The organism is Ruegeria sp. BG6, assembly GCF_056538465.1.
In genome coordinates this window covers 590062-610824 of sequence record NZ_JBQFTB010000001.1, presented here as the reverse complement: position 1 = coordinate 610824, position 20763 = coordinate 590062, and the positions used below count along the sequence as shown (strand labels likewise).

The window sequence follows — 20763 nt, the reverse complement described above, 5'->3', positions numbered from 1 at the left end:
CTGCGGCTGGCTGCTATAGCATCCTGCTTCAGAGTGGGCGAATCTTCAGCCCGGTGATCCGGTTGCCTTCCCGCGCGGTGACTTCAAAGCGGAACCCGTGGAAGGAAAAGACCTGTCCGACAGTCGGGATCATCTGCGCCTCGTGAATGACCAGGCCGGCGACGGTGTTGGCCTCTTCGTCGGGCAGGGTCCATTCCATCGCGCGGTTGACGTCTCGGATCGTCATCGCGCCTTCGACCAGAAACTGCCCGTCATCGGTCCGCGTAATCGCTATTTCTTCGTCCAGATCGAACTCATCGGCGATTTCGCCCACGATCTCTTCAAGAATGTCCTCAAGCGTGATCAGGCCGCGGAGCGAGCCGTATTCATCGACAACCAGCGCAAAATGACTGTGCATGCGCAGGAATTCCCGCATCTGATCGTCCAAAGTAGTGGTTTCGGGAACGAAATACGGATCGGTGGCTACCTTGGAGATGTCGAAGGACTTCAGCCGGTCTGTGTTGCCATCGTGTCCGCCCACCTGGGCATACATGGCGCGAAACAGGTCCTTGGCGTGCACGACGCCGACAATGTTCTCGGGCTCGTCGCGGAAGACGGGCAAGCGGGTGTGCGGGCTTTCCAGACATTGTTTCAGAATTTTTTCGGGCGCGTCGTCCGCATCGATCATTTCGATATTGGATCGATGCAGCATGATCTCTTCCACCGCGCGATCGCCCAGATCAAGCGCGCCCAGAATACGGTCCCGGTCTTCTTTTTCGACCACGCCTTCGGAATGTCCCAGATGCAGGGCGCCCGCGATTTCTTCGCGCACGGCAAGGATGTTGCTGTTGGGGTCAATCTGAACGCCAAACAGGCGCAACACGCCGCGCACCAGCAGACGCACCGCCGCGACGACAGGGGAAAACACCGTCACCACGATTCCGATGATAGGAGCCACCGCGGCGGCTGCTTTTTCCGCGTTCGTGATGGCATAGGTCTTTGGCAGAACCTCGGCAAAGATCAAAACCAACAAGGTCATCACCAGCGTTGCCAGCGCCACACCGCTTTCGCCGAACAGTCGCGTAAAAAGTGCCGTTGCCAGCGAGGCGGCAAGAATATTGACCAGATTGTTGCCCAGCAGAACCGAACCGATCAGGCGTTCATTGTCGTCGGTAATGTCCAACGCTTTTTGCGCACCGCGTGATCCCTTGTCGGCTTGTACCCGCAGCTTGCCGCGGGATGACGCGGTCAATGCCGTTTCGGATCCCGAAAAGAAGCCTGACAGAACAAGCAAAAATAGGATTGCGCCGGTGGTGAACCAAAAAGCGCCGTCGATCAGTGAAGAAGTGGGTTCCATTGTTCTTTGTTGTTGATGCGGTTGCGATTGTTATGGGGGTGCCACCCCTCCGGATCAAGGGTTTAGCCCTTGTTGTCCGGGTCTTTCGCCAGCGGGTGATGCTCCAACACCAGTTCTGACAGGCGTTCGTCCAGAACATGAGTGTAGATTTCCGTGGTCGCCACATCCGCATGACCCAGCAAGGTCTGGATCGACCGAAGATCTGCGCCATTGGCCAAGAGGTGGGTGGCAAAAGCATGGCGCAGAGTGTGCGGTGTGACCTTTTCGGGCGAAACACCGCCCTGAACCGCCAGCTCCTTGACCAGCAAAAAGAACCTGTGCCGTGTCAAATGGCCGGACTTGCCCCGGGACGGGAACAGAAACCGGGATCTTTGCCCACCTTTCGCGACCGTTTGGTCTTCGGCCTCGTCCCGCAGGGGCAGCCATGCCGCCAACGCATCGCGGGCAGGCGGGGACAGGGGCACCATCCGCTCTTTCCCGCCTTTGCCCAGAACCAGAAGCATGCGCGGATCGCCCCGCGCCGATGAAACCGGCAGCGAGACCAGCTCGGTCACGCGCATCCCAGTGGCGTAAAGAAGCTCCATCAGGCAGGTATTGCGAACCCGATCCGCGACACTGCGCCCGGTTTGGCGTGCAGCGTCCAGCAGCCTGTCGACCTCGGGTACATCCAGCGTTTTGGGCAATCGTTTGGGCCGCCCGGGACCCTTGATCTGAATGGCCGGGTTGGTGTCGCGCCAACCTTCCTCGAAGGCGAACCGGTACAATTGCTTGATGGCCGATAATCGCCGCGCGCGGGTCGAGCGGGACAACCCCTGCGCGTCGCAATCGATCAGATAGGCTTCGATCCGGTCCCTGTCGGCGTCAGCGAAACTCGAAGACCGCCGCTCCAGCCAGGCCGCAATATCTTTCAGATCACGCCCATAGGCCAGCAGGGTGTTGGTTGCCGCGCCAAGCTCGGCCGCCTGAGCCTGTAAAAAGGTGGAAATCCACAAGTCCTGAGTGGCCGGGGATGCCATTCTCAAACTCCTTGAAGGATCAGTAACTGAAGCGCCGCGCGACGGGCTGTATCTTCAAGTCCGACGCGGCGCAAAGTGGCGATGGCAGCGGTCAGGTCCACAAGATTTCCGCGTGCACCATGGGCAAAGAGGGTCATGGCCTCCAGAATGGCCTCGCCCAGCTGATCATTGGCCAGCAAGGTTTCGATGTCGGATGGGATCGGTGCGGCCCAGACAAACCCCTCGGCAACGGCATCTGCAAGTGGAGATGGTGATTTGGCACGACCGGGATCACCTTGCGCCAGTGCTGCCAGAAACTGTGTTCCTTGTTCCGTTTCAGGTATGTCAATTGCAGCGGTTTCGTACAATTCAGACAAAAGCAGAATGCGCCAACGCAAGGCTTCGGATGCGTCATCTGGAAGCGTAACCCGCGACAGCCGCTCGGCAAACAGTTCGGCAAAAGGAACTTCCAGCCCGATGTCGCGCATCTGTTTCCAGACCGTCAGCAGGGCTTCGGCAATGGAGTTGGGGTTCCCGGTTTCAAGCGCGCTTTCAAACCGTTGAACAGCCGCAACCCGATCCCAGACCGCGCCCGAGGCCGCAGGTTTGCGTTCGGTATACAGGCCAAGCAACTGATTGGGGGTCAAAGCGCCGATTCTCGTCAAACGTTCGGCTGCCTCAATCTGGGCTTTCCAGCCTGCAACATCGCGCAGGTCCGCGTTTGCAAATGCTCGGGGCAAAGGGGCCGAGGGCAAGCGTTCGCCAATGGCCTCGAACAGCCGGAAACTCAGCGGATCGGGGTTTTCAGGCTGCGGCAGATATGCGGCCCCTTCAAAAAGTTCAGGGCTAAGGAAGCGATCAAGAACCGCCAGATCTTCGTCGGGCAGAATTTGCAACGCATGCGCGGCTTCCAGTGTCAGCGCGGCCGAGACCCAGTCTCCGCGGCGCGCCTTACAGAAGATTTGAGCAGCGTAGTCGGCCGACAGATAAGGCTGTGCAATCAATGCGGTGCAGCTGCGGTCCTCGTCGCCAGTCAGAAGTGTGGCGTCAAACCAGCGCTGAAATCGCGCCTGGCTGTCGGTTGGTCCGGCAAGTTGAACCAGAGACTGGGCGGGATCAGCGGCCCCCAATTGCATCAGCCGGTCCAGGCGGGCCAATAACAGCGTTTCTTCCGCTTCTGGTCCCGAGGGCGCCCGCGCTTCAGATAACAGCAGGGTGAATAGCAACCTTTGCATCGCTGCATTGTATTTGACCGGAACATCCGCAATCAGCTCGGCCAGACGATCTGGATCGCTGTTCTGCCACAGATCGACGGGCAGCCCGGTGACCGATGATGACACGAGACCCAGCGGTTGCGATAAAGCCTCGAGCGGTGTGACCTGGACGTCGGGCTGAATGCCGGTCTGGGTAACCGGGGGTTCCAGCAGAACTGTACCTGGCAGGTTTTCGGGCGGATCGGTCAACCAGTCAATGGCCGAGAGAGGTTCCTGTTGCGCTTGCGCCGTACCAGCCAGAACCAGCAACACCGCCGCTGCTTTAATTTGCATCCAAATCAACCGGTTCGCGTATTTCACTTTGCGGGGCAGAGAAGTCCGCGCCGAAGTAGGGGCCAACATAGGTATAGGCCACCAGCCCGATGAAACTCAGGCAAATGATATATATAACGAACTTGATCAAGCGGCCCATGGCTCAACGCTGCCTCAATTTTTGATTTTGACCAAGTTATAACTGGCAATTTTCACAAGATCACGTCATTCACGGTGAAATGAGCGAAATTAAGCATAACACCCGCACGGTTGACCCGTCAGCAGGCTTTGCACTGCACAAAACGGTTGTTTTGGTGGGAATGATGGGTGCAGGAAAGACGGCCGTGGGTCGCGCCCTTGCTGCGCGGCTTGGCGTGCCCTTTCTAGACAGCGATGCCGAAATCGAATCGGCGGCGAATATGACGATCCCGGAAATCTTTGAGCGCGATGGTGAATCCTTTTTCCGGACCAAGGAAAGCCAGGTCATCGGGCGTCTTCTGGATGAGGAAAAAGGCATCCTCTCGACCGGCGGTGGCGCATTTTTGTCGGGGGATAACCGACGGATGATCAGCGAACGTGGGGTGTCGGTCTGGCTGCGCGCCGATTTGAATGTGTTGTGGAACCGTGTCCGGCACAAAGACACGCGCCCCTTGCTGCGCACGGCTGATCCCCACGCGACCTTGCGTGCCCTGTATGAAGATCGCGTGCCGGTCTATGCGCAGGCTGATCTGACCGTTGTTTCGGACGGCGAAATTTCGATCGACAATATGGTGAACCGGGTAATCGAGTCTTTGATGACGCGCCCGGACGTTCTGGAACAAAAATAAATGCATCAAACCGTAAATGTGGAACTTGGAGATCGGTCTTACGACGTTGAGATTGGACCTGATCTGTTGGCGAAGTCCGGTGAGTTTATCGCGCCCTTGCTGCATCGGCCAAAAGTGGCGGTTCTGACGGACGAGAATGTCGCCGCATTGCATCTGGATGGTTTGCGCGATGGGTTGCAATCTGCAGGCATCAGCATGAGCGCGCTGGCACTGCCCGCCGGCGAGGCGACAAAAAGCTGGCCTCATTTTGAACGTGCGGTCGAATGGCTGCTGGCGGAAAAGATCGAACGGCGCGATGTCGTTGTCGCCCTCGGCGGCGGCGTCATTGGCGATCTGGCCGGATTTGCCGCTGCGGTGTTGCGGCGCGGTGTGCGGTTCGTGCAGATCCCGACCTCGCTTCTGGCGCAGGTCGACAGCTCGGTCGGTGGAAAAACGGGCATCAACGCACCCCAAGGCAAAAACCTGATTGGCGCGTTTCACCAGCCCTCACTGGTGCTTGCGGATACCTCGGTCTTGGGCACCATGACACAGCGGGACTTTCTTTCGGGCTACGGGGAAGTGGTAAAATACGGCCTGTTGGGCGATGCCGCGTTCTTTGAGTGGCTTGAAACGAACGGGCCTTCGGTGTCGTCGGGCGATATGCAGGCCCGCGTGCATGCCGTTACCCGGTCCGTCCAGATGAAAGCCGACATCGTTGCGCGCGACGAGACTGAGCAGGGTGATCGAGCCTTGCTGAATCTTGGTCATACGTTCTGTCACGCGCTAGAGGCAGCAACAGGATACTCGGACAGGCTTTTGCATGGGGAAGGTGTCGCTATTGGGTGCGCCCTGGCTTTTGAACTGTCCTCACGGCTGGGGCTATGCTCGCAGGAAGATCCCAGCAGGGTGCGGGCGCATCTTCAGGCGATGGGGATGAAAACGGATCTGGCTGACATTCCCGGTGAATTGCCGCGGGCCGAGGCGTTGGTGGATCTGATGGCGCAGGACAAGAAGGTCATTGATGGACAATTGCGATTTATTCTGGCGCGCGGGATAGGTCAGGCTTTTGTGACCTCTGATGTTCCGCGCGATGCGGTCCTGTCCGTACTTGAGGATGCTCTTTCAATCAGCTGATTGTAAGGCGCTTTCAGCGGCCGCGCAGAACCATCAGCTCACCAATATTTTCGCGTGTGATATACCCAATCATGCGCCCACCGGCAGTTCGAACGGCAATTGCGGGTGCGCCTTTGTGCAGACCGTCCAGAACGGTTTCCAGGCCGCTTGTCAATTGAACCGACGGAATATCCGTCTCCATAATCGAAGTGGCAGGGTCCGATCTGGGACGATCTCCCTCAAGAGCGGCAAATAGGCGGTTGCGGGTCACGAATCCCAATAGCGTTCCGTCGGCTTCAATCACCGGAAACTCGTGCTGCGTGGTATGAATGACGGCCTGCGCCGCGGTGTCGAGCGTATCGTCGGGCGAAAGCGGATGAAATTCGGTGATCATGGCGTCGCGCGCCAATACCCGCCGGGCCACAGACCGCATTGCGACATCCTGACTTTCCGCGTTGGCCGCGATGAAAACAAAGACAGCAATGAGCACCAGAATGGGGTTGCCTGTATTCAGGCCCAGAAAGCCCAAACCAATCGCCACAACTTGCCCGCCCATTGCTGCGACGCGGGTGGCTTTGACCCGGTCCATCTTGAGGCATAGCAGGGCCCGGAAAACGCGTCCGCCATCCATCGGAAATGCCGGGATCATGTTGAATGCAGCAAGCAGGAGATTGATATAGGCCAACCGGTTCAAAAGTCCGATATGGACCGAGTCGATCTGGGCCATCGTTTCAATGGGCATGCTGGCCCCAAAAGTGACCAGCACAAACCAGATCACAATATTGACCGCCGGCCCGGCCAGCGCCACCCAGACCTCTTGCATAGGCTTTTCCGGCATGCGTTCAAGCCGGGCAAGGCCACCGATGGGCAAAAGGGTTATGTCGGGGGTATTGATGCCGAACCGACGCGCCATAAGCGCGTGCCCGAACTCGTGCGCCACCACACAGGCAAACAGCAGCAGGACAAAGATGATGTTTTGCAGGGCTGCGTTCCATCCACCCTGCGTATAGGCCGCGAACCCGATCCAGGCGAGCAACAGGAAAAAGGTGACATGGACCCTCAGTTCGGACCCGAGCAGCCGGCCGAGAGAGAAGGACCATGTCATGATATGTCTCCGCTATGCTTAGAACGGAATCTCGTCGTCGTCGATTCCGCCTGATGCAGGGGCCGGTGTGCTGGACTGGCCGCCGTAGGAGTCGCCATAGCCTCCGCCGGCCTGACCACCGCCATAGCTCCCAGACTGGCTTCCGCCATATCCACCACCGCCGCCTTCACCGCGGGCATCCAACATCACAAGGGTAGAGCCAAACCCCTGCAGAACAACTTCGGTCGAATAGCGGTCCTGGCCAGATTGGTCCTGCCATTTGCGGGTCTGCAACTGACCTTCAAGATAGACCTTCGAGCCTTTGCGTAAATACTGCTCGGCCACGCGAACCAGACCTTCGTTGAAGATTGCAACCGTGTGCCATTCGGTCCGTTCGCGCCGCTCACCTGTATTGCGGTCCTTCCATGTCTCGGACGTGGCGATGCGAAGGTTGCAGACCTTGCCGCCATTCTGGAATGTTCGCACTTCAGGATCGCGGCCTAGATTGCCGACCAGAATGACCTTGTTGACTGAACCCGCCATGTATTTCCCCGTACTGTTCTGACTTGATCGCGCCCGAATCTGGCGCCTGTGTTCCTAAGCGACCCTATACGGACTGCGATCCGGTTGAAACCGAGTTGATGGTTACAACACCCGGCGGGAAAACTCTCAGGATTTGTTTACCAAGCTTTCATTATTGGCTGGAATACCTATACTCCGGCAGAGTTTTGAGTGAGCAGGATAAGCATAAATGCGGTCTATGATTGGTGGCTTCTTTGTTCTGGGCCTGTTGCTGGCGTCGGTTCCAGCCAGTGCGCAGACGTTGTCCAGCAAAAGCCGCAAGGACATATTCCTAAAGCAGGCCAAAGTCCTGGATAGCAGATCCGCGACCCAGTACCGCGGGTCCGAGCGGCTCAAGCCGAAATCCGCCCAGGGGAAATTCAACAAACGTTATACCGGCAAATACCGGGGGCAATATCTGGCGCTGGCCCGTGACGCTGCGCGCAAGCACAGTATCCCCGAAGATCTTTTCCTGCGGCTGGTGCAGCAGGAAAGTGGCTGGAACCCTACTGCGAAATCCCACAAGGGGGCGCTTGGGCTGGCGCAACTCATGCCGCAGACCGCCAATCTGCTGGGGGTTGATCCGCTTGATCCAAAGCAAAATCTGGAAGGTGGCGCGCGGTACCTGTCGTGGCAATATCGCAAGTTCAAATCCTGGCCGCTGGCTCTGGCGGCGTATAACGCCGGTCCCCTGGCCGTGGAAAAGCACGGTGGAATACCGCCTTATGCGGAGACCCAGAACTACGTGAAGGTGATTTGGGGCGGCTGAAATGGCCTCGCTGCACTGCGGAGGGGCGGATTCTTGATCGCCGGGTTACGGTCGGCCTAACCTGAGAGGGAAAGCTCCACCACCAACGAGGCATCCGATGCCACACAATCGCCCGGACATCCCGCAAGGTACAATGGCCAATTGGCAGCGGTTGGTGGATCTTGTGGCGCAGCTTGCCGATGTTCCGGCCAGCCTGATCATGAAGACGGATGCGCCCGATCACAGGGTTCTGGTCACATCCGATCACCCAAAAAATCCGTATCCCGTCGGCATGAACTTTCAATTGCACCCCAAATTGTATTGTCAGGGCGTCTTCGAACGCGACGGCGAACTGGTTGTCGAGGACGCGACATGTGACCCGGTCTGGAACGAAAATGAAGACCTTGAACACGGCATGTCCTTTTATATCGGGTTGCCGCTGAAGTGGCCGGACGGCGAGATATTCGGAACGATCTGCGTGCTGGACCGCCACCGCAACCGCCGCGCGCTGCTTTTCCGCGAGGGATTGATCCAGTTCGCCCGCATGGTCGAAGCTGATTTGGCTTTGTTGCAGGAGGTTTATCTGCGCCGCGCGCTTGAGGCGAAACTGAATGAGACGCTGGCGCAACTGGAAGACAGGGTTCAATCCCGCACGAAAGAACTGCGAGAGACCAACACAGCCCTGCGCGTTTTGTTGTCCAGCCTCGACGACGACCGGAAAAATCGGGACCAGAAGATTGTCGAGCAGGTTCGGGCCATGGTTCTTCCGTATCTGCACAAACTGCGTGATCATCTGAACGCGGAAGACGCCTCTCACGCGTATCTGGATCTTGCCGAGGATAATCTGAAACAGATCACCTCGGATATCTCTGACAAGTTGTCGTACGCGTTTTCGATCATGACACCGACAGAAATTGAAATCGCCCAGCTTGTTATGACGGGAAAGACCACCAAGGACATAGCCAAGGTTCTGTGCCGCGAAACTTCGACCATTGATTTTCACCGCAACAACATTCGCAAGAAACTCGGACTGGAAGGCCGCGATCAGAACCTGCGCAGCCATCTGCTCACGATTTCGTGAAGGCTCAGTATGGGGAACGCCCCCATATTACCCCCCGATATTTCTCGTCTGAGAATGGATACCTTTGCTTGTTAGCCTGCCTGTGAAGGTGCGGATCGTACCGCACCTAACCAACACGGAGGTCGACACATGGATCGCAAGGATCTGAAGCCAACAATCATGAATGGATCACGGGACACACTGGCACCCGGCCTGTCGCGCCGATCATTCTTTCTGGCTGCTGGTGCGGCAGGTGTGGGGGCAGGGGCGTCTCTGGTTGCCGGATCGCCGGTACAGGCGCAATCGCAAGCCTGGCTTCAGCCCGGGAACAATAACCACGTCATCGACCTGCAGGGCTCGACCGGGCAGGCTTCGACCGGCGCTGTGGGGATTGATTATTACGGTCACTGCGCAATCAAGATCACATCGCCAAACGGGGCGACGGTTCTGTTCGACCCGTGGCGTGACGATCCGTCCGGTGCGTGGGGGCTTTGGTTCCGCAATGAGTTTCCGCAGATATCCGTGGACATAACCATGTCAACCCACGCGCATTTCGATCATGATGCGATCGAACGGCCGAGTTCGACCATGGTGCTGGACAGGATGGTCGGAAACTTTGAATTTGCCGATCTCAAGATTACCGGGTTTGCGGACAAGCATGCCTGTGTTGCGCCGGGCTGGTATGACTGGACCAATGCGCTGGCGGAATTCGGAGCCGAGGCCTGCCCGCCGAACAATGTCGGCCACATGGACATGGTCGTCTACCGCGTCGAAACCGGCGGGATCCGCACCCTGATCTGGGGCGACAACCGCCACAATCCGCCGCAGGAATTCTGGGATGCCATCGGGCAGGTGGATGTTCTCACCCTGCCGGTGGACGGATCCCAGCACATCCTCAGTTATGATCAGGGCAATGATATCGTGGCCGGGCTGAAACCCAAGGTAATCATCCCGACCCATTACCTGAACGAAGTGACGTCATACACGCTGACAACGTTGCAGTCCGCAGATGAATGGGTGAAGGCGCAAAAGAGCCATACGATGCTCGACAGTGCCGGTCTGAAACTGGAGGCCGGCGAGGTCGCAGGCATGGATCAGGAATTCATGCATTTCGGAAACAACGTCCTGACCGGGTGAGCACAATTCTGACCGGGGCTACCACTCACAACATATCCCGGGCGCCGTCCAAAAATATGCGGCGCGAAAAAGCAAAGGCCGGTCTGACGACCGGCCTTTGTCAATAGATTCACGTTGCCTATTCTGCGGCAATCTTGATGACCGGCTCCATTCGGGCAAGGATATCCTCGGCCAAATGACATTTGACCTGATGACCGTCCGCCAGTGTCTGAACAGGCGGGACGCGTTGCTCGCACAGTCCATCCGGCACCTGTGACTTCCACCGACAGCGGGTCTGGAACGGGCATCCCGGCGGCGGGTTCATGGCCGACGGAATATCGCCTTCCAGAACAATGTGCTCTTTCTGGATCGACGTATCCGCGATGGGCACCGCGCTCAGCAGGGCTTCGGTATATGGATGATATGGTGGCGCAAAGACCTGATCTGTGGTCCCAAGTTCGACCACATGGCCCAGATACATCACCATCACACGGTCGCTGAGATAGCGCACGATCGACAGATCGTGACTGATGAACAGCAGAGTCGTTTTCTGTTTGCGCTGAATTTCCATCAACAGATCGGTCACGGCAGCCTGCACCGACACATCAAGCGCGGAAACGGGCTCGTCCGCCACAACGATGCGGGCGTCACCGGCAAAGGCCCGGGCTATACCGACCCGTTGCTTCTGGCCACCCGACAACTGACGCGGCATGCGGTCGGCGAAGGCGCGGGGCAGTTTCACCAGATCCAGCAGTTCCAGCATCCGCTTCTTGCGCTCTGCCTCGGAGTTGCCGACGCCAAAGATCTCCAATGCGCGAATGATCTGACGCCCCACGGTCATCGATGGGTTCAGCGTATCAAACGGGTTCTGGAACACCATCTGAACTTCACCAACGGTCTTGGCATCACGTTCCTCGATCGGGACCTGTTCGATATTGCGGTTGTCCAGAAGAATTTGACCGTCGGTAGCCGTTTCAAGCCCCATCAGGACCTTGGCAAAGGTGGATTTGCCGCAACCGGATTCACCCACAATGGCCAGCGTCTCGGATTCATGCGCCTCGAAACTCAGTGTTTCGTTGGCTTTCACCACCTTCTTCTCGCCGCCACCGAACAAGGCGTTCGCCGCAACCTCGTAGTACTTCTTGAGGTTGTCCATCTTGAGAACGGTTCGGCCGATCTCGGCCTTCTCCTTCTGTTCGCCCACAGTGATCGGGGCGTTCCAGTCGATCTCCTGGAACTTCAGACAGCGCGTGTGGTGCCGGTCATTGCCGGGCACCGCCTGCATCAGGATGTCCTGCGCATCACAGCGCCCTTCTTCGAAATAATCGCAGCGCGGGCCAAAGTTGCATCCCGGAGGCCGCTCATGGGGCAAGGGGAAATTCCCGGGAATGGCGACCAGCGGGCGCGAATTCTTGTCCGCCCCCGGCAGTGGTATCGAACGGAACAACGCCTGCGTGTAGGGGTGCTGCATCTCGTCGAACACATCCTTGATCGACCCGCGCTCGACAGCCTCACCAGAATACATCACGCACAGCCGGTCGCAGGTTTCCAGAACCAGACCGAGGTTGTGCGAGATAAACAACATCGAGGTGCCGTATTTCTTGCCCAGATCCTTGACCAGTTCGACAACCGCCGCCTCGACCGTCACGTCCAGTGCGGTCGTCGGCTCGTCAAGGATCAGCAGTGCTGGTTTCGACATCAGCGCCATGGCGATCACGATCCGCTGTTGCTGACCGCCCGACAACTGGTGCGGGAATGAGTTCAACATCCGCTCGGGGTCGGGCAGGCGCACATCGGTGACCACCTCCAGCGCACGGGCATACGCCTCTTCAGCGCCCACACCCTCGTGAATCATCGGCACTTCCATCAGCTGCTTGCCGATCTTCATTGCCGGGTTCAGCGAGGCCATCGGCTCCTGATAGATCATCGCGATCTCGTTGCCGCGAATGTCGCGCAAATCCTCAGTGGTCATCTCGGACAGATCGCGGCCCTTGAACTTGATCGTACCACCCACGACACGCCCGTTCTTCCCCAGGTCCTGCATGACACCCAGCGCAACGGTCGATTTCCCGCAACCGGACTCACCGACCAGTCCCACAGCCTCGCCCGGCTGCACACTGACCGAGAAATCCATTACGGCAGGTATTTCCCGCAGGCGGGTGAAGAATGAAATCGACAGCTTGTCAATCTCCAGGATCGGGCCGTCATATTCCGCCAGTTTGTTCATCGTTTCCTACTCCCTGATGAAGCTGTTCAAGCGACCAACTTCATCTTTTCGAAAATACTCCGGGGGTCCGGGGGCAGGGCCTCCGGCCTCGATCACATCAGTCCTTCAGACTTTCTTCGCGCAAACCATCTGCCAGCAGGTTCAAACCAAGAACCAACGACAAGAGCGCAAGCGCGGGCGGAAGGGCCGGGTGCAGATAGATCGACAACAGCTTGCGCCCCTCGTTGATCGTCGAACCCCAGTCCGGGCTTTCAGGCGGCAAACCCAGTCCGAAGAAACCCAACGTTCCCAGAAGGATGGTGGTATAGCCGATACGCAGACAGAAATCGACGATCAGCGGGCCGCGCGCGTTTGGCAGGATTTCCCATAGCATGATGTACCAGGGACCTTCACCACGGGTTTGCGCCGCCGCCACATAATCGCGTGTCTTGATGTCCAGCGCGAGGCCACGGACGATACGGAACACGGTTGGTGAGTTCACAAAGACCACGGAAACGAACACAACCAGAATACCGCCCGGAATATCGAACAGATCCAGATAGGTCGGCAGACCCCAGATGCGATAGTCATCGGTGTTGATCACGTAACCGCCTGTCGAAATCAGCGACAGGTACAGCCAGATCGCAACGCCCAACACCCCGATCAGAAGTGGCGTGCGGAATTTTGGCCGCGTGTAATAGCGTGAGTTCAGCAGCACCCCAAGAAACAGGATCGGGAACAGGAACAGGACGGCCGCCATGTAGTTCGGCACACCTGTCGCGACGATCTCCGGGGTGACCAGCAGATAGAACAGCAGGATCACGGGGAAGGCCAGGATCAGGTTGGCAAGGAAAGACAGAAACGTATCCAGCCGTCCGCCATAGTAACCGGCTGGCAGACCCAACGTGATCCCCACCATGAATGCAAACATGGTGGCCAGTGGTGCGATCTGCACAACGATCCAGGCGCCCTTGACCATCCGGCTGAACACATCGCGCGCCAGATTGTCTCCTCCCAGCAGATACCAGGCGAATTCGCCTTCCTCCAGATTTGGCAGCGGAGTGCCAGGGACCTTGTTCTTCATACCCGAGACTTGCGCCAGCGGGTCGTGCGTCACGATCAGGTCCATCGCTCCGAATATCCCGGTAAAGACCCAGAACATGACAAGGCCAAAACCGATCATGCCGATTGGGCTGTCGTAAAGTTTGCCGTACAGCCCCAGCCGCCGCTTGAAGGCGATCGACATGGCATAAAGTATGATCAGTGACACCCAGACAGGCAGGAATTGTTGCGAGATGGCACCGATGATACCGGCACCGGTTCCGAACAGGATGCCCAGCACGATATAGGCAAGCACCAGGCCGACTGAGGCCAGAAAACTAAGGCGCAATGACGACTGTATCAGCCCACGCACCCCGCCGGCCGAGCTGAGCGTGCCATCCGGATTGACGCTCACCTGGGCTTCGGGCAGGACGATACTGGCCAGGATCCAGACCAGGATCGACAATACCAGTACCGCAATCGCGATCATCAGCAGGGGATTCAGAAAGGCGATAGAGCCGGTCCAGCTTAGAGGTTCCATGTTCTATCTCCCTTACGAAATGCGGATGCGCGGGTTGAGGTACACATAGCCGATGTCCGAGATCAGCTGCGTGATCAGCACCACGAAGACCGACACGACCGAGATTGCCAGCAACAGCTGAATGTCGTTGTTGCCCGCGGCTTGCACCAGCGCCCAACCGAAACCCTTGTAGTTGAACAGGGTCTCGACGATCACGACACCATTCAGCAGCCATGGGAACTGCAGCATGATGACGGTGAACGGCGCGATCAGTGCGTTGCGCAATGCGTGTTTCATAACGATATTGCCGAACGATACCCCTTTCAGACGGGCGGTCCGGATGTATTGAGCGGTCATCACCTCGGTCATCGAGGCGCGGGTCATTCGGGCGATATATCCCATCCCGTAGAGGGCAATAGTCAGAACCGGCAGGAAGAAGTTCTCGAATGTCGGGTTGTCCATCGCCTGTGTGGCCGTGCCCTTGAACCATTTCAGGCCGACCGTGGACGAGGTGAAGATCGCGATGAAGATAACGCCGGACACATATTCAGGTGTCGCTGTCGTGATGATCGAAAATGTCGACAGGGAACGGTCCAGCGCCGATCCTTCCCGCATTCCCGCCAATACACCGACCAATAGCGCCGAAGGAACCATCAGGACCAGAACCCAGAACATCAGATACCCGGTATTCCCCAGACGCTTTGCAACAATGCTGCCGACGTCGTCCTTGAATACGGTCGAATAGCCCCATTCACCCTGCAGAACGCCGCAATAGCTGGGCGTCGTTTCCGGGGTCGTGCCAGGGCGCACACAGGTGCCGACAAACTGGCCGTCTGCCAGCGTGTTGGTGAACCCGGGGGCCACACCCAGCCATTGGCCGTATTTGATCAGCATCGGCTCTCTGTAGCCGCGGTTTTCAAGCCAGGCTTCCACCTGCTCGTCCGACATCCGCTGGTTGCCCTGTGTCTTGGCCAGTTTTTCAAGATTCGGGTAAAGATTGGTCAGAAAGAAGACCACGAATGTCAGACACAAAGCTGTAAGCAGCATCACGCCTGACCGACGGAGGATGAAAAGTCCCATGATGGCCCCTTTGTTCAGGTGTTCCGCAGATCATTGGACCATTATCTGGCCTCGGACATCCGACCCCGTGTCGGCTAGTCTGCGGCTGGAAAGGGGCGCCCCGATCAGGCGCCCCCGGTTTGCAGTCGGCAGTGTTTAGGCTGCCCAACCCCACTTGTAGTGGTGGTGTTCGAACGACACGTGCATGTCGGTGCCCACCAACCCGTCCTTCATGTGACGGTAGAGTGCGCGCCAGTATGGCTGGATCGTCACACCTTCTTCCTGGATCAGCGCGGCGCCACGTGCAGCGACCTCGCGGCGTTTGTCCGCATCCGCGATGGCAAGCGCTTCGTCGAGGATCGCGTCGAAGTCAGGATTGGACCAGCCGAATTCGTTCCAGGCTTCGCCCGATTTGTAGGCCAGCGCCCAGATCTGAACACCCAGTGGACGGTGGTTCCAGTTGGTCGAGCTGTAGGGATACTTCACCCAGTCGTTCCAGAACGTGTTGCCCGGCAGAACGGTCCGTTTGACGTTGATGCCCGCATCGCGAAGCTGCGCCGCCACGGCGTCTGTCGTGTTGCGGCGCCAATCGTCGTCGATCGAGATCAGCTCGTGCTCGAAATCGGCCATACCGGCCTCTTCCATCAGCTTGCGCGCACCTTCCGGGTCGACCTTCTGCGGCGGCAGTTCAGGGTATTCCGGGTGGATCGGACCGACGTGATGGTTTTCGGCAGTTGTGCCACGGCCGCCATAGCCCAGTTCCAGACAGACCGAGTTATCCACGGCCATCTGAAGAGCCTGGCGCACACGCTTGTCCGCATAGGGTTGCTTGCCGTCAACTTCGGCCAGCTGGTTCGGACGGATTACAATCGAAGCCATGGTGATAACTTCGGATTTCACGTAGCCGAGGCCGTCCATGACGTCGATGAATTCACCAACCGACTCGTACAGCATGTCGACTTCATCAGATTCCAGAGCCGCCAGCCACGCAGACGGGTCGGTGCCGTAGTCAATGTATTCGATACGGTCGAGCGCCGGACGGCCGAAAACTTCCTCGCCCCACCAGGTATGTTCCTCGTTGCGGACAAGAACACCTTTGACGCCGACTTCCAGTTCGCTCATCAGATACGGACCGGTGCCCACGTTGTTCAGCAGGTCATTTTCGCTGAAGGACTGGTGAACGATCGCTGCCGGATAGTCAGACATGCCCGCAATCAGCGAAATGTCGGATTTGGGCAGGTTTAGCTTTACGGTCGTCGGGTCCACGACCTCGATGCCACCTTCGATCGCCTGACCCGTCCCTTCATCGACCAGCGTTGCAAAGCGACCCGCCATCGAGTTGGTTTCCGAGGACTTGTCGCACCAACGCGCAATGTTGAACGCCACATCGTCGGCCGTGAAGTCGTCGCCATTGTTCCACTTCACACCCGGACGAACCTTGAGGGTATATTCTGTCGCGTCGTCGTTGATTTCCCAGCCTTCCAGCAGCATGCCCCGGAATGTACCGTCCGAGTTGTACTCGACCAGATATTCAAGAGTACCGCGGCTGTAGTTGCCGATTTGCGACCAGTCATAGGTGCGCGGGTCTTTCAGTGCGCGAACCTCGGTCTGAACACGAATAGTTCCGCCTTCCTGTTTGGCATCTTCACCAGCGGCGCGCGCCGGAGCTGCTAGGCCGATCATGCCGTATGCCGCAGCAGCCGTAACACCCAGCCCCGTGGCGCGGGTCAGGAACTCGCGGCGGCTTAGCTTGCCGTCACGGTATTCCTGCGCGTGCATCTCTGCCGCCCAGTGAACTGGTGCCCCGGTCATGGTACGATTTTTCATCAAGATGTCTCCCTGTGGTACATTTGTCGATTTAGTGTGCTCGGAATCAGGCAGACCGGCCGGTCGCATTCAACGAGCATTTGGGTCTTCTTTTTTGGATTCTCACATTCCCCATGAACGTATTCCGCACCAGAATTCGGATTACGTCAATGTTCGAAATCGGCATACAGAGTACAAAAACGACATATGCGCCCCGTTCATCCTGGCGAGTCGCGGCGTGATGGAGCTTTTGGAAATGAATACATTCGTACACAAAGTCGTTCGCGACTGGCGAGGTTTGGCAGGCCGTGAAGCAACATATTCAAGATGCGCCAGAGTATCCGGCACTCAGTTAGGAATGTTTAGTATCATTTTGAGAAGTCTACGGGATTCCACTTTCCCATCCTGGCCCTGAACCACGTGCGCTGACGCTTGGCAAACTGCCGAGTGGAGATCGTGGCGCGTTCCTGGGCCTGATCCATAGTCATTCGGCCATCGAGGTAAGCAACCAGTTCCGGGACGCCGATGGCCTTGCAGGCCGGCAGGGTCGGATCATACCGATCCAGCATCGCTTCAACCTCGTCCAAGGCCCCTGTTTCCAGCATGAGATCAAAGCGACGAATGATACGGTCCAGCAGCCAGTTTTTGTCGACGTCAAGAACAATGGGAACGGTATCAGACAAGGCAAGAACCGGGGGTGGGGTATCTACCTGCCAGTCCGACAAACTGCGTCCGGTCGCGGTCTTTACTTCCCATGCGCGCTGAACGCGGGCGCGGTTGTTGATGTCCAGCTTGTCTAAAGTGTCGGGATCGACACCTGCGATCAGAGCGGGCAGTTCCAACTTATCCGCTTGCGCCCGCACTTCAGGTGGCGTCGCGGGAATTTCTGCCATTCCTTCAGTCAGTGCTGAAAAGTACAGCCCGGTGCCGCCCACAATTATGGGACGCTCAGCTGAGTTCAAAAGGGGTTTGACCTCGCGCAGCCAGTGTCCTGCCGAATAGATCTGGTCAAATGGAATGTGTCCATAGAGACGGTGTGGCGCACGGGCTTCTTCCTCGACCGACGGGCGCGCTGAAATCACCCGCCAGCAATCGTAAACCTGGCTTGCATCGGCATTGACGATGACACCACCGAACTTTTCGGCAATCTGCAGCGCAAGCGCCGATTTTCCTGACGCAGTGGGCCCGGCGATCAGAACAGGCTTGTCATCCGGAACGGGGGGCAACATGTCCCAAAACCGCGATGAGATTGCGTTGGCCATCTGGACTGCCTTATTCCTAACGTTCCGCATTGAACCTGCGGTGCTTTTGCTTCATTTTGCGCCGGAATTAAACCTGTGCCAGCCCGGAGCGCAACATGAGCCAATCCCCTTCGACCGAGACAACCGAAACCCCCAAGACAAAATACAAGCGCGTGATGCTGAAAATATCGGGCGAAGCGCTGATGGGGGATCAGGGGTTCGGCCTGCATCCGCCCACCGTTCAGCGTATCGCACAGGAGGTGAAATCTGTGCACGATCTGGGCGTCGAGATCTGTATGGTCATCGGTGGCGGCAACATTTTTCGGGGCCTCAGCGGTTCGGCGCAAGGGATGGAGCGTACGACGGCGGATTACATGGGAATGCTTGCCACCGTCATGAACGCATTGGGCATGCAATCCGCGCTTGAGGAGGTGGGTGTATTTACGCGGGTTATTTCCGCCATCCGGATGGACGAGGTATGTGAACCCTATATTCGCCGCCGCGCTGTGCGACATCTCGAAAAGAAACGGGTCTGCATTTTTGCGGCCGGAACCGGAAACCCTTATTTTACAACGGATACGGCGGCCACGCTGCGGGCCAACGAAATGGCGTGCGAAGCCATCTTCATGGGCAAAAACGGTGTCGACGGTGTTTATGACAAGGATCCCAAGGTTCACGCCGACGCACAGCGCTATGACACCGTCAGCTATGACGATGTTCTGGCAAAACGCCTGCGGGTCATGGATGCCTCGGCCATTGCACTGGCGCGCGACAACAACCTTCCTTTGATCGTGTTTGGATTGGACGAACCCGGCGGTTTCCGCGGCATTCTTGCGGGTGAGGGGACCTATACCAAGGTTCAGGGCTAACAATCTGCTGTATGTCAAAAAGCGGGCCGGTTCAAATCCCCGGCCTGTTTGCCTTTTGTGTCCGATTTGCGGTTCTGTTCATTGAAATGAAATCGCTGCTTTTGCTGAACGCTCGCCTTGCTTGCATAATCAAGAATATCGAAAGCAAATCTCTGATGAGCTTGAGATCCGATGAAGTCCTGACCGAGGCAGCGAAGTTAGACGGGTGTCTTTTCCCCTCACGTTCCGGTTGACCAACGCGAAAGCGGCTGGCTAATTATCCGGGATCTTCGTTTGGGAACGTCCCGACTGAAGATTTGCCTGCACTTCCTTGTTTTCATGATGAGGTCTGCGGCTGGGCTGGAAGACCTGCCATGATTTCTGAGGGATCCGGGATCATGCCCGGGCACCTTGCCCCTGATGCGCAGCATGACGAGAAAGTAGCGAGCCATGACCAAACTGGATATCGATTTTGTTCGGGCACAATTCCCGGCCTTTTCTGAACCCGGCCTTCAGGGGCAGGCGTTTTTTGAAAACGCTGGCGGGTCTTATACATGCAAACCGGTCATCGACAGGCTGACGCGGTTCTACAGGCAGCGCAAGGTTCAGCCCTATGCACCTTTCGAGGCCAGCCGCCTGGCGGGCGAGGAAATGGACGAGGCGCGCGCGCGCATGGCCGCCATTCTGGGCGTTGACACAGATGAGCTGAGTTTTGGTCCGTCCACCACGCAGAATACATATGTCCTGGCGCAGGCGTTTCGGCAGTGGATGAAGCCGGGTGAGGCGATTGTTGTTACCAATCAGGACCACGAAGCGAACTCCGGACCTTGGAGGCGCCTTGCCGACGACGGCATCGAAATCCGCGAATGGAAAATTGATCCGGATACTGGTTCCTTGAACCCACAGGATCTGGAAGACCTTCTGGATGAAAAGGTGCGGCTGATCTGTTTCCCGCATTGCTCGAACGTTGTGGGCGAGATCAACCCTGTCACGGAAATCACCGCTATTGCCCATGCCGCAGGTGCATTTGTTTGCGTCGATGGCGTCTCTTACGCGCCGCATGGTTTTCCGAATGTTGGAGAACTGGGGCCGGATATCTACCTGTTCTCAGCATATAAGACTTATGGTCCTCATCAGGGATGCATGGTCATTCGCCGCACGCTTGGGGAAATGCTTCCGAACCAGGCGCATTTCTTCAACGGTGATGTTTTGTACAAACGCTTTACCCCGGCAGGGCCGGATCATGCGCAGATCGCTGCAAGCGCGGGCATGGCCGACTATGTCGACCTTCTGTGCGATCACCACGGCGGGCCTGACACCGATGCAAGCGCGCGCGGTGAATTTGTTCACGACCTGATGCGCGCACATGAAATGGACCTACTTCAGCCGTTGCTGGATGCGGTAAAGGACCGCAACACGGTTCGCCTGATTGGCCCGGCAAACGCTTCGATGCGGGCACCTACGGTTGCGATATCGCTGAACCGTGAAGCGGAATCCGTTGCCCGTGACCTTTCCGATCATGGTGTTATGGCGGGTGGCGGTGACTTTTACGCTGTCCGCCCGCTTCAGGCGATGGGGGTCGCGCCGGAACACGGCGTATTGCGTGTCAGTTTCACGCACTACACTTCGAAACAGGAAGTCGATCAGCTTCTGGACGCATTGGATAAGGTTTTGTGATCCAATATCCGCCTGATTTC

General features: G+C 57.6%; 18 protein-coding genes. 7 read left to right on the top strand and 11 right to left on the bottom strand.

From position 1 onward, the window contains the following. Positions 1 to 28: 28 nt before the first annotated feature. From ACR0JW_RS03070 to ACR0JW_RS03055, 4 genes are all read right to left on the bottom strand, one after another. A complete protein-coding gene (locus ACR0JW_RS03070) occupies positions 29 to 1336 on the bottom strand; it encodes an HlyC/CorC family transporter (RefSeq protein WP_170676781.1) in 1308 nt (435 codons plus the stop codon). A gap of 62 nt (positions 1337 to 1398) precedes the next feature. Continuing rightward, complete coding sequence (locus tag ACR0JW_RS03065; RefSeq protein WP_170616310.1) at positions 1399 to 2352, bottom strand: tyrosine recombinase; 954 nt, start codon at positions 2350 to 2352, stop codon at positions 1399 to 1401. Between the two features lie 2 nt (positions 2353 to 2354). After that, a complete protein-coding gene (locus ACR0JW_RS03060) occupies positions 2355 to 3878 on the bottom strand; it encodes a hypothetical protein (RefSeq protein WP_170676783.1) in 1524 nt (507 codons plus the stop codon). Continuing rightward, positions 3868 to 4017, bottom strand: a complete 150-nt coding sequence (locus ACR0JW_RS03055; RefSeq protein WP_170619029.1) for a hypothetical protein — start codon at positions 4015 to 4017, stop codon at positions 3868 to 3870. The genes ACR0JW_RS03060 and ACR0JW_RS03055 overlap by 11 nt, the downstream gene beginning before the upstream one ends. A gap of 79 nt (positions 4018 to 4096) precedes the next feature. On the opposite strand from ACR0JW_RS03055, the gene ACR0JW_RS03050 reads away from it, so the two are divergent. Both ACR0JW_RS03050 and aroB read left to right on the top strand, forming a co-directional pair. Further along, positions 4097 to 4684 carry a shikimate kinase gene (locus ACR0JW_RS03050; RefSeq protein ID WP_170676786.1) on the top strand — a complete coding sequence of 196 codons (588 nt, stop codon included), beginning with the start codon at positions 4097 to 4099 and terminating at the stop codon, positions 4682 to 4684. Beyond that, complete coding sequence (aroB, locus tag ACR0JW_RS03045; protein WP_170676788.1) at positions 4685 to 5797, top strand: 3-dehydroquinate synthase; 1113 nt, start codon at positions 4685 to 4687, stop codon at positions 5795 to 5797. A 13-nt stretch (positions 5798 to 5810) separates the two neighbouring features. Here aroB and ACR0JW_RS03040 read toward each other — a convergent pair whose 3' ends face one another. Together ACR0JW_RS03040 and ssb are read right to left on the bottom strand one after the other, a co-directional pair. Beyond that, complete coding sequence (locus ACR0JW_RS03040; RefSeq protein WP_480713570.1) at positions 5811 to 6881, bottom strand: site-2 protease family protein; 1071 nt, start codon at positions 6879 to 6881, stop codon at positions 5811 to 5813. An 18-nt stretch (positions 6882 to 6899) separates the two neighbouring features. Continuing rightward, complete coding sequence (ssb, locus tag ACR0JW_RS03035; RefSeq protein WP_170676792.1) at positions 6900 to 7403, bottom strand: single-stranded DNA-binding protein; 504 nt, start codon at positions 7401 to 7403, stop codon at positions 6900 to 6902. Positions 7404 to 7611: 208 nt separating this feature from the next. Between ssb and ACR0JW_RS03030 the strand changes: the two genes are divergently transcribed. The 3 genes from ACR0JW_RS03030 (at position 7612) to ACR0JW_RS03020 (ending at position 10366) form a co-directional block, all read left to right on the top strand. Further along, a complete protein-coding gene (locus ACR0JW_RS03030; RefSeq protein WP_170616321.1) occupies positions 7612 to 8190 on the top strand; it encodes a lytic transglycosylase domain-containing protein in 579 nt (192 codons plus the stop codon). A 97-nt stretch (positions 8191 to 8287) separates the two neighbouring features. After that, positions 8288 to 9250, top strand: coding sequence for a LuxR C-terminal-related transcriptional regulator (locus tag ACR0JW_RS03025; protein WP_170676794.1), 963 nt, complete (start codon positions 8288 to 8290; stop codon positions 9248 to 9250). A gap of 129 nt (positions 9251 to 9379) precedes the next feature. Continuing rightward, the gene (locus ACR0JW_RS03020) at positions 9380 to 10366 is read left to right on the top strand and encodes an MBL fold metallo-hydrolase (RefSeq protein WP_480713569.1); all 987 of its coding nucleotides are present in this window, start codon (positions 9380 to 9382) and stop codon (positions 10364 to 10366) included. A 118-nt stretch (positions 10367 to 10484) separates the two neighbouring features. On the opposite strand, the gene ACR0JW_RS03015 is transcribed toward ACR0JW_RS03020, so the two are convergent. The 5 genes from ACR0JW_RS03015 to miaA all read right to left on the bottom strand — a co-directional run bounded on the left by ACR0JW_RS03015 (position 10485) and on the right by miaA (position 18239). Next, entirely contained in the window at positions 10485 to 12572 is a 2088-nt protein-coding gene (locus ACR0JW_RS03015; RefSeq protein ID WP_480713568.1) for a dipeptide ABC transporter ATP-binding protein, read from the bottom strand. A 97-nt stretch (positions 12573 to 12669) separates the two neighbouring features. Beyond that, positions 12670 to 14133: an ABC transporter permease gene (locus tag ACR0JW_RS03010; protein ID WP_170676798.1), complete on the bottom strand. Its 1464-nt coding sequence runs from the start codon at positions 14131 to 14133 to the stop codon at positions 12670 to 12672. A gap of 12 nt (positions 14134 to 14145) precedes the next feature. After that, the gene (locus tag ACR0JW_RS03005; protein WP_170676800.1) at positions 14146 to 15192 is read right to left on the bottom strand and encodes an ABC transporter permease; all 1047 of its coding nucleotides are present in this window, start codon (positions 15190 to 15192) and stop codon (positions 14146 to 14148) included. Positions 15193 to 15327: 135 nt separating this feature from the next. Beyond that, the gene (locus ACR0JW_RS03000) at positions 15328 to 16998 is read right to left on the bottom strand and encodes an ABC transporter substrate-binding protein (RefSeq protein ID WP_170806228.1); all 1671 of its coding nucleotides are present in this window, start codon (positions 16996 to 16998) and stop codon (positions 15328 to 15330) included. A 347-nt stretch (positions 16999 to 17345) separates the two neighbouring features. Next, positions 17346 to 18239, bottom strand: coding sequence for a tRNA (adenosine(37)-N6)-dimethylallyltransferase MiaA (miaA, locus tag ACR0JW_RS02995; RefSeq protein WP_170676804.1), 894 nt, complete (start codon positions 18237 to 18239; stop codon positions 17346 to 17348). Between the two features lie 95 nt (positions 18240 to 18334). Here miaA and pyrH point away from each other — a divergent pair, with 95 nt between their 5' ends. Next, positions 18335 to 19087: a UMP kinase gene (gene pyrH, locus ACR0JW_RS02990; RefSeq protein ID WP_170616353.1), complete on the top strand. Its 753-nt coding sequence runs from the start codon at positions 18335 to 18337 to the stop codon at positions 19085 to 19087. 429 nt (positions 19088 to 19516) lie between these two features. After that, positions 19517 to 20743, top strand: coding sequence for an aminotransferase class V-fold PLP-dependent enzyme (locus tag ACR0JW_RS02985; protein WP_170676808.1), 1227 nt, complete (start codon positions 19517 to 19519; stop codon positions 20741 to 20743). The last annotated feature ends 20 nt before the right edge of the window (positions 20744 to 20763 follow it).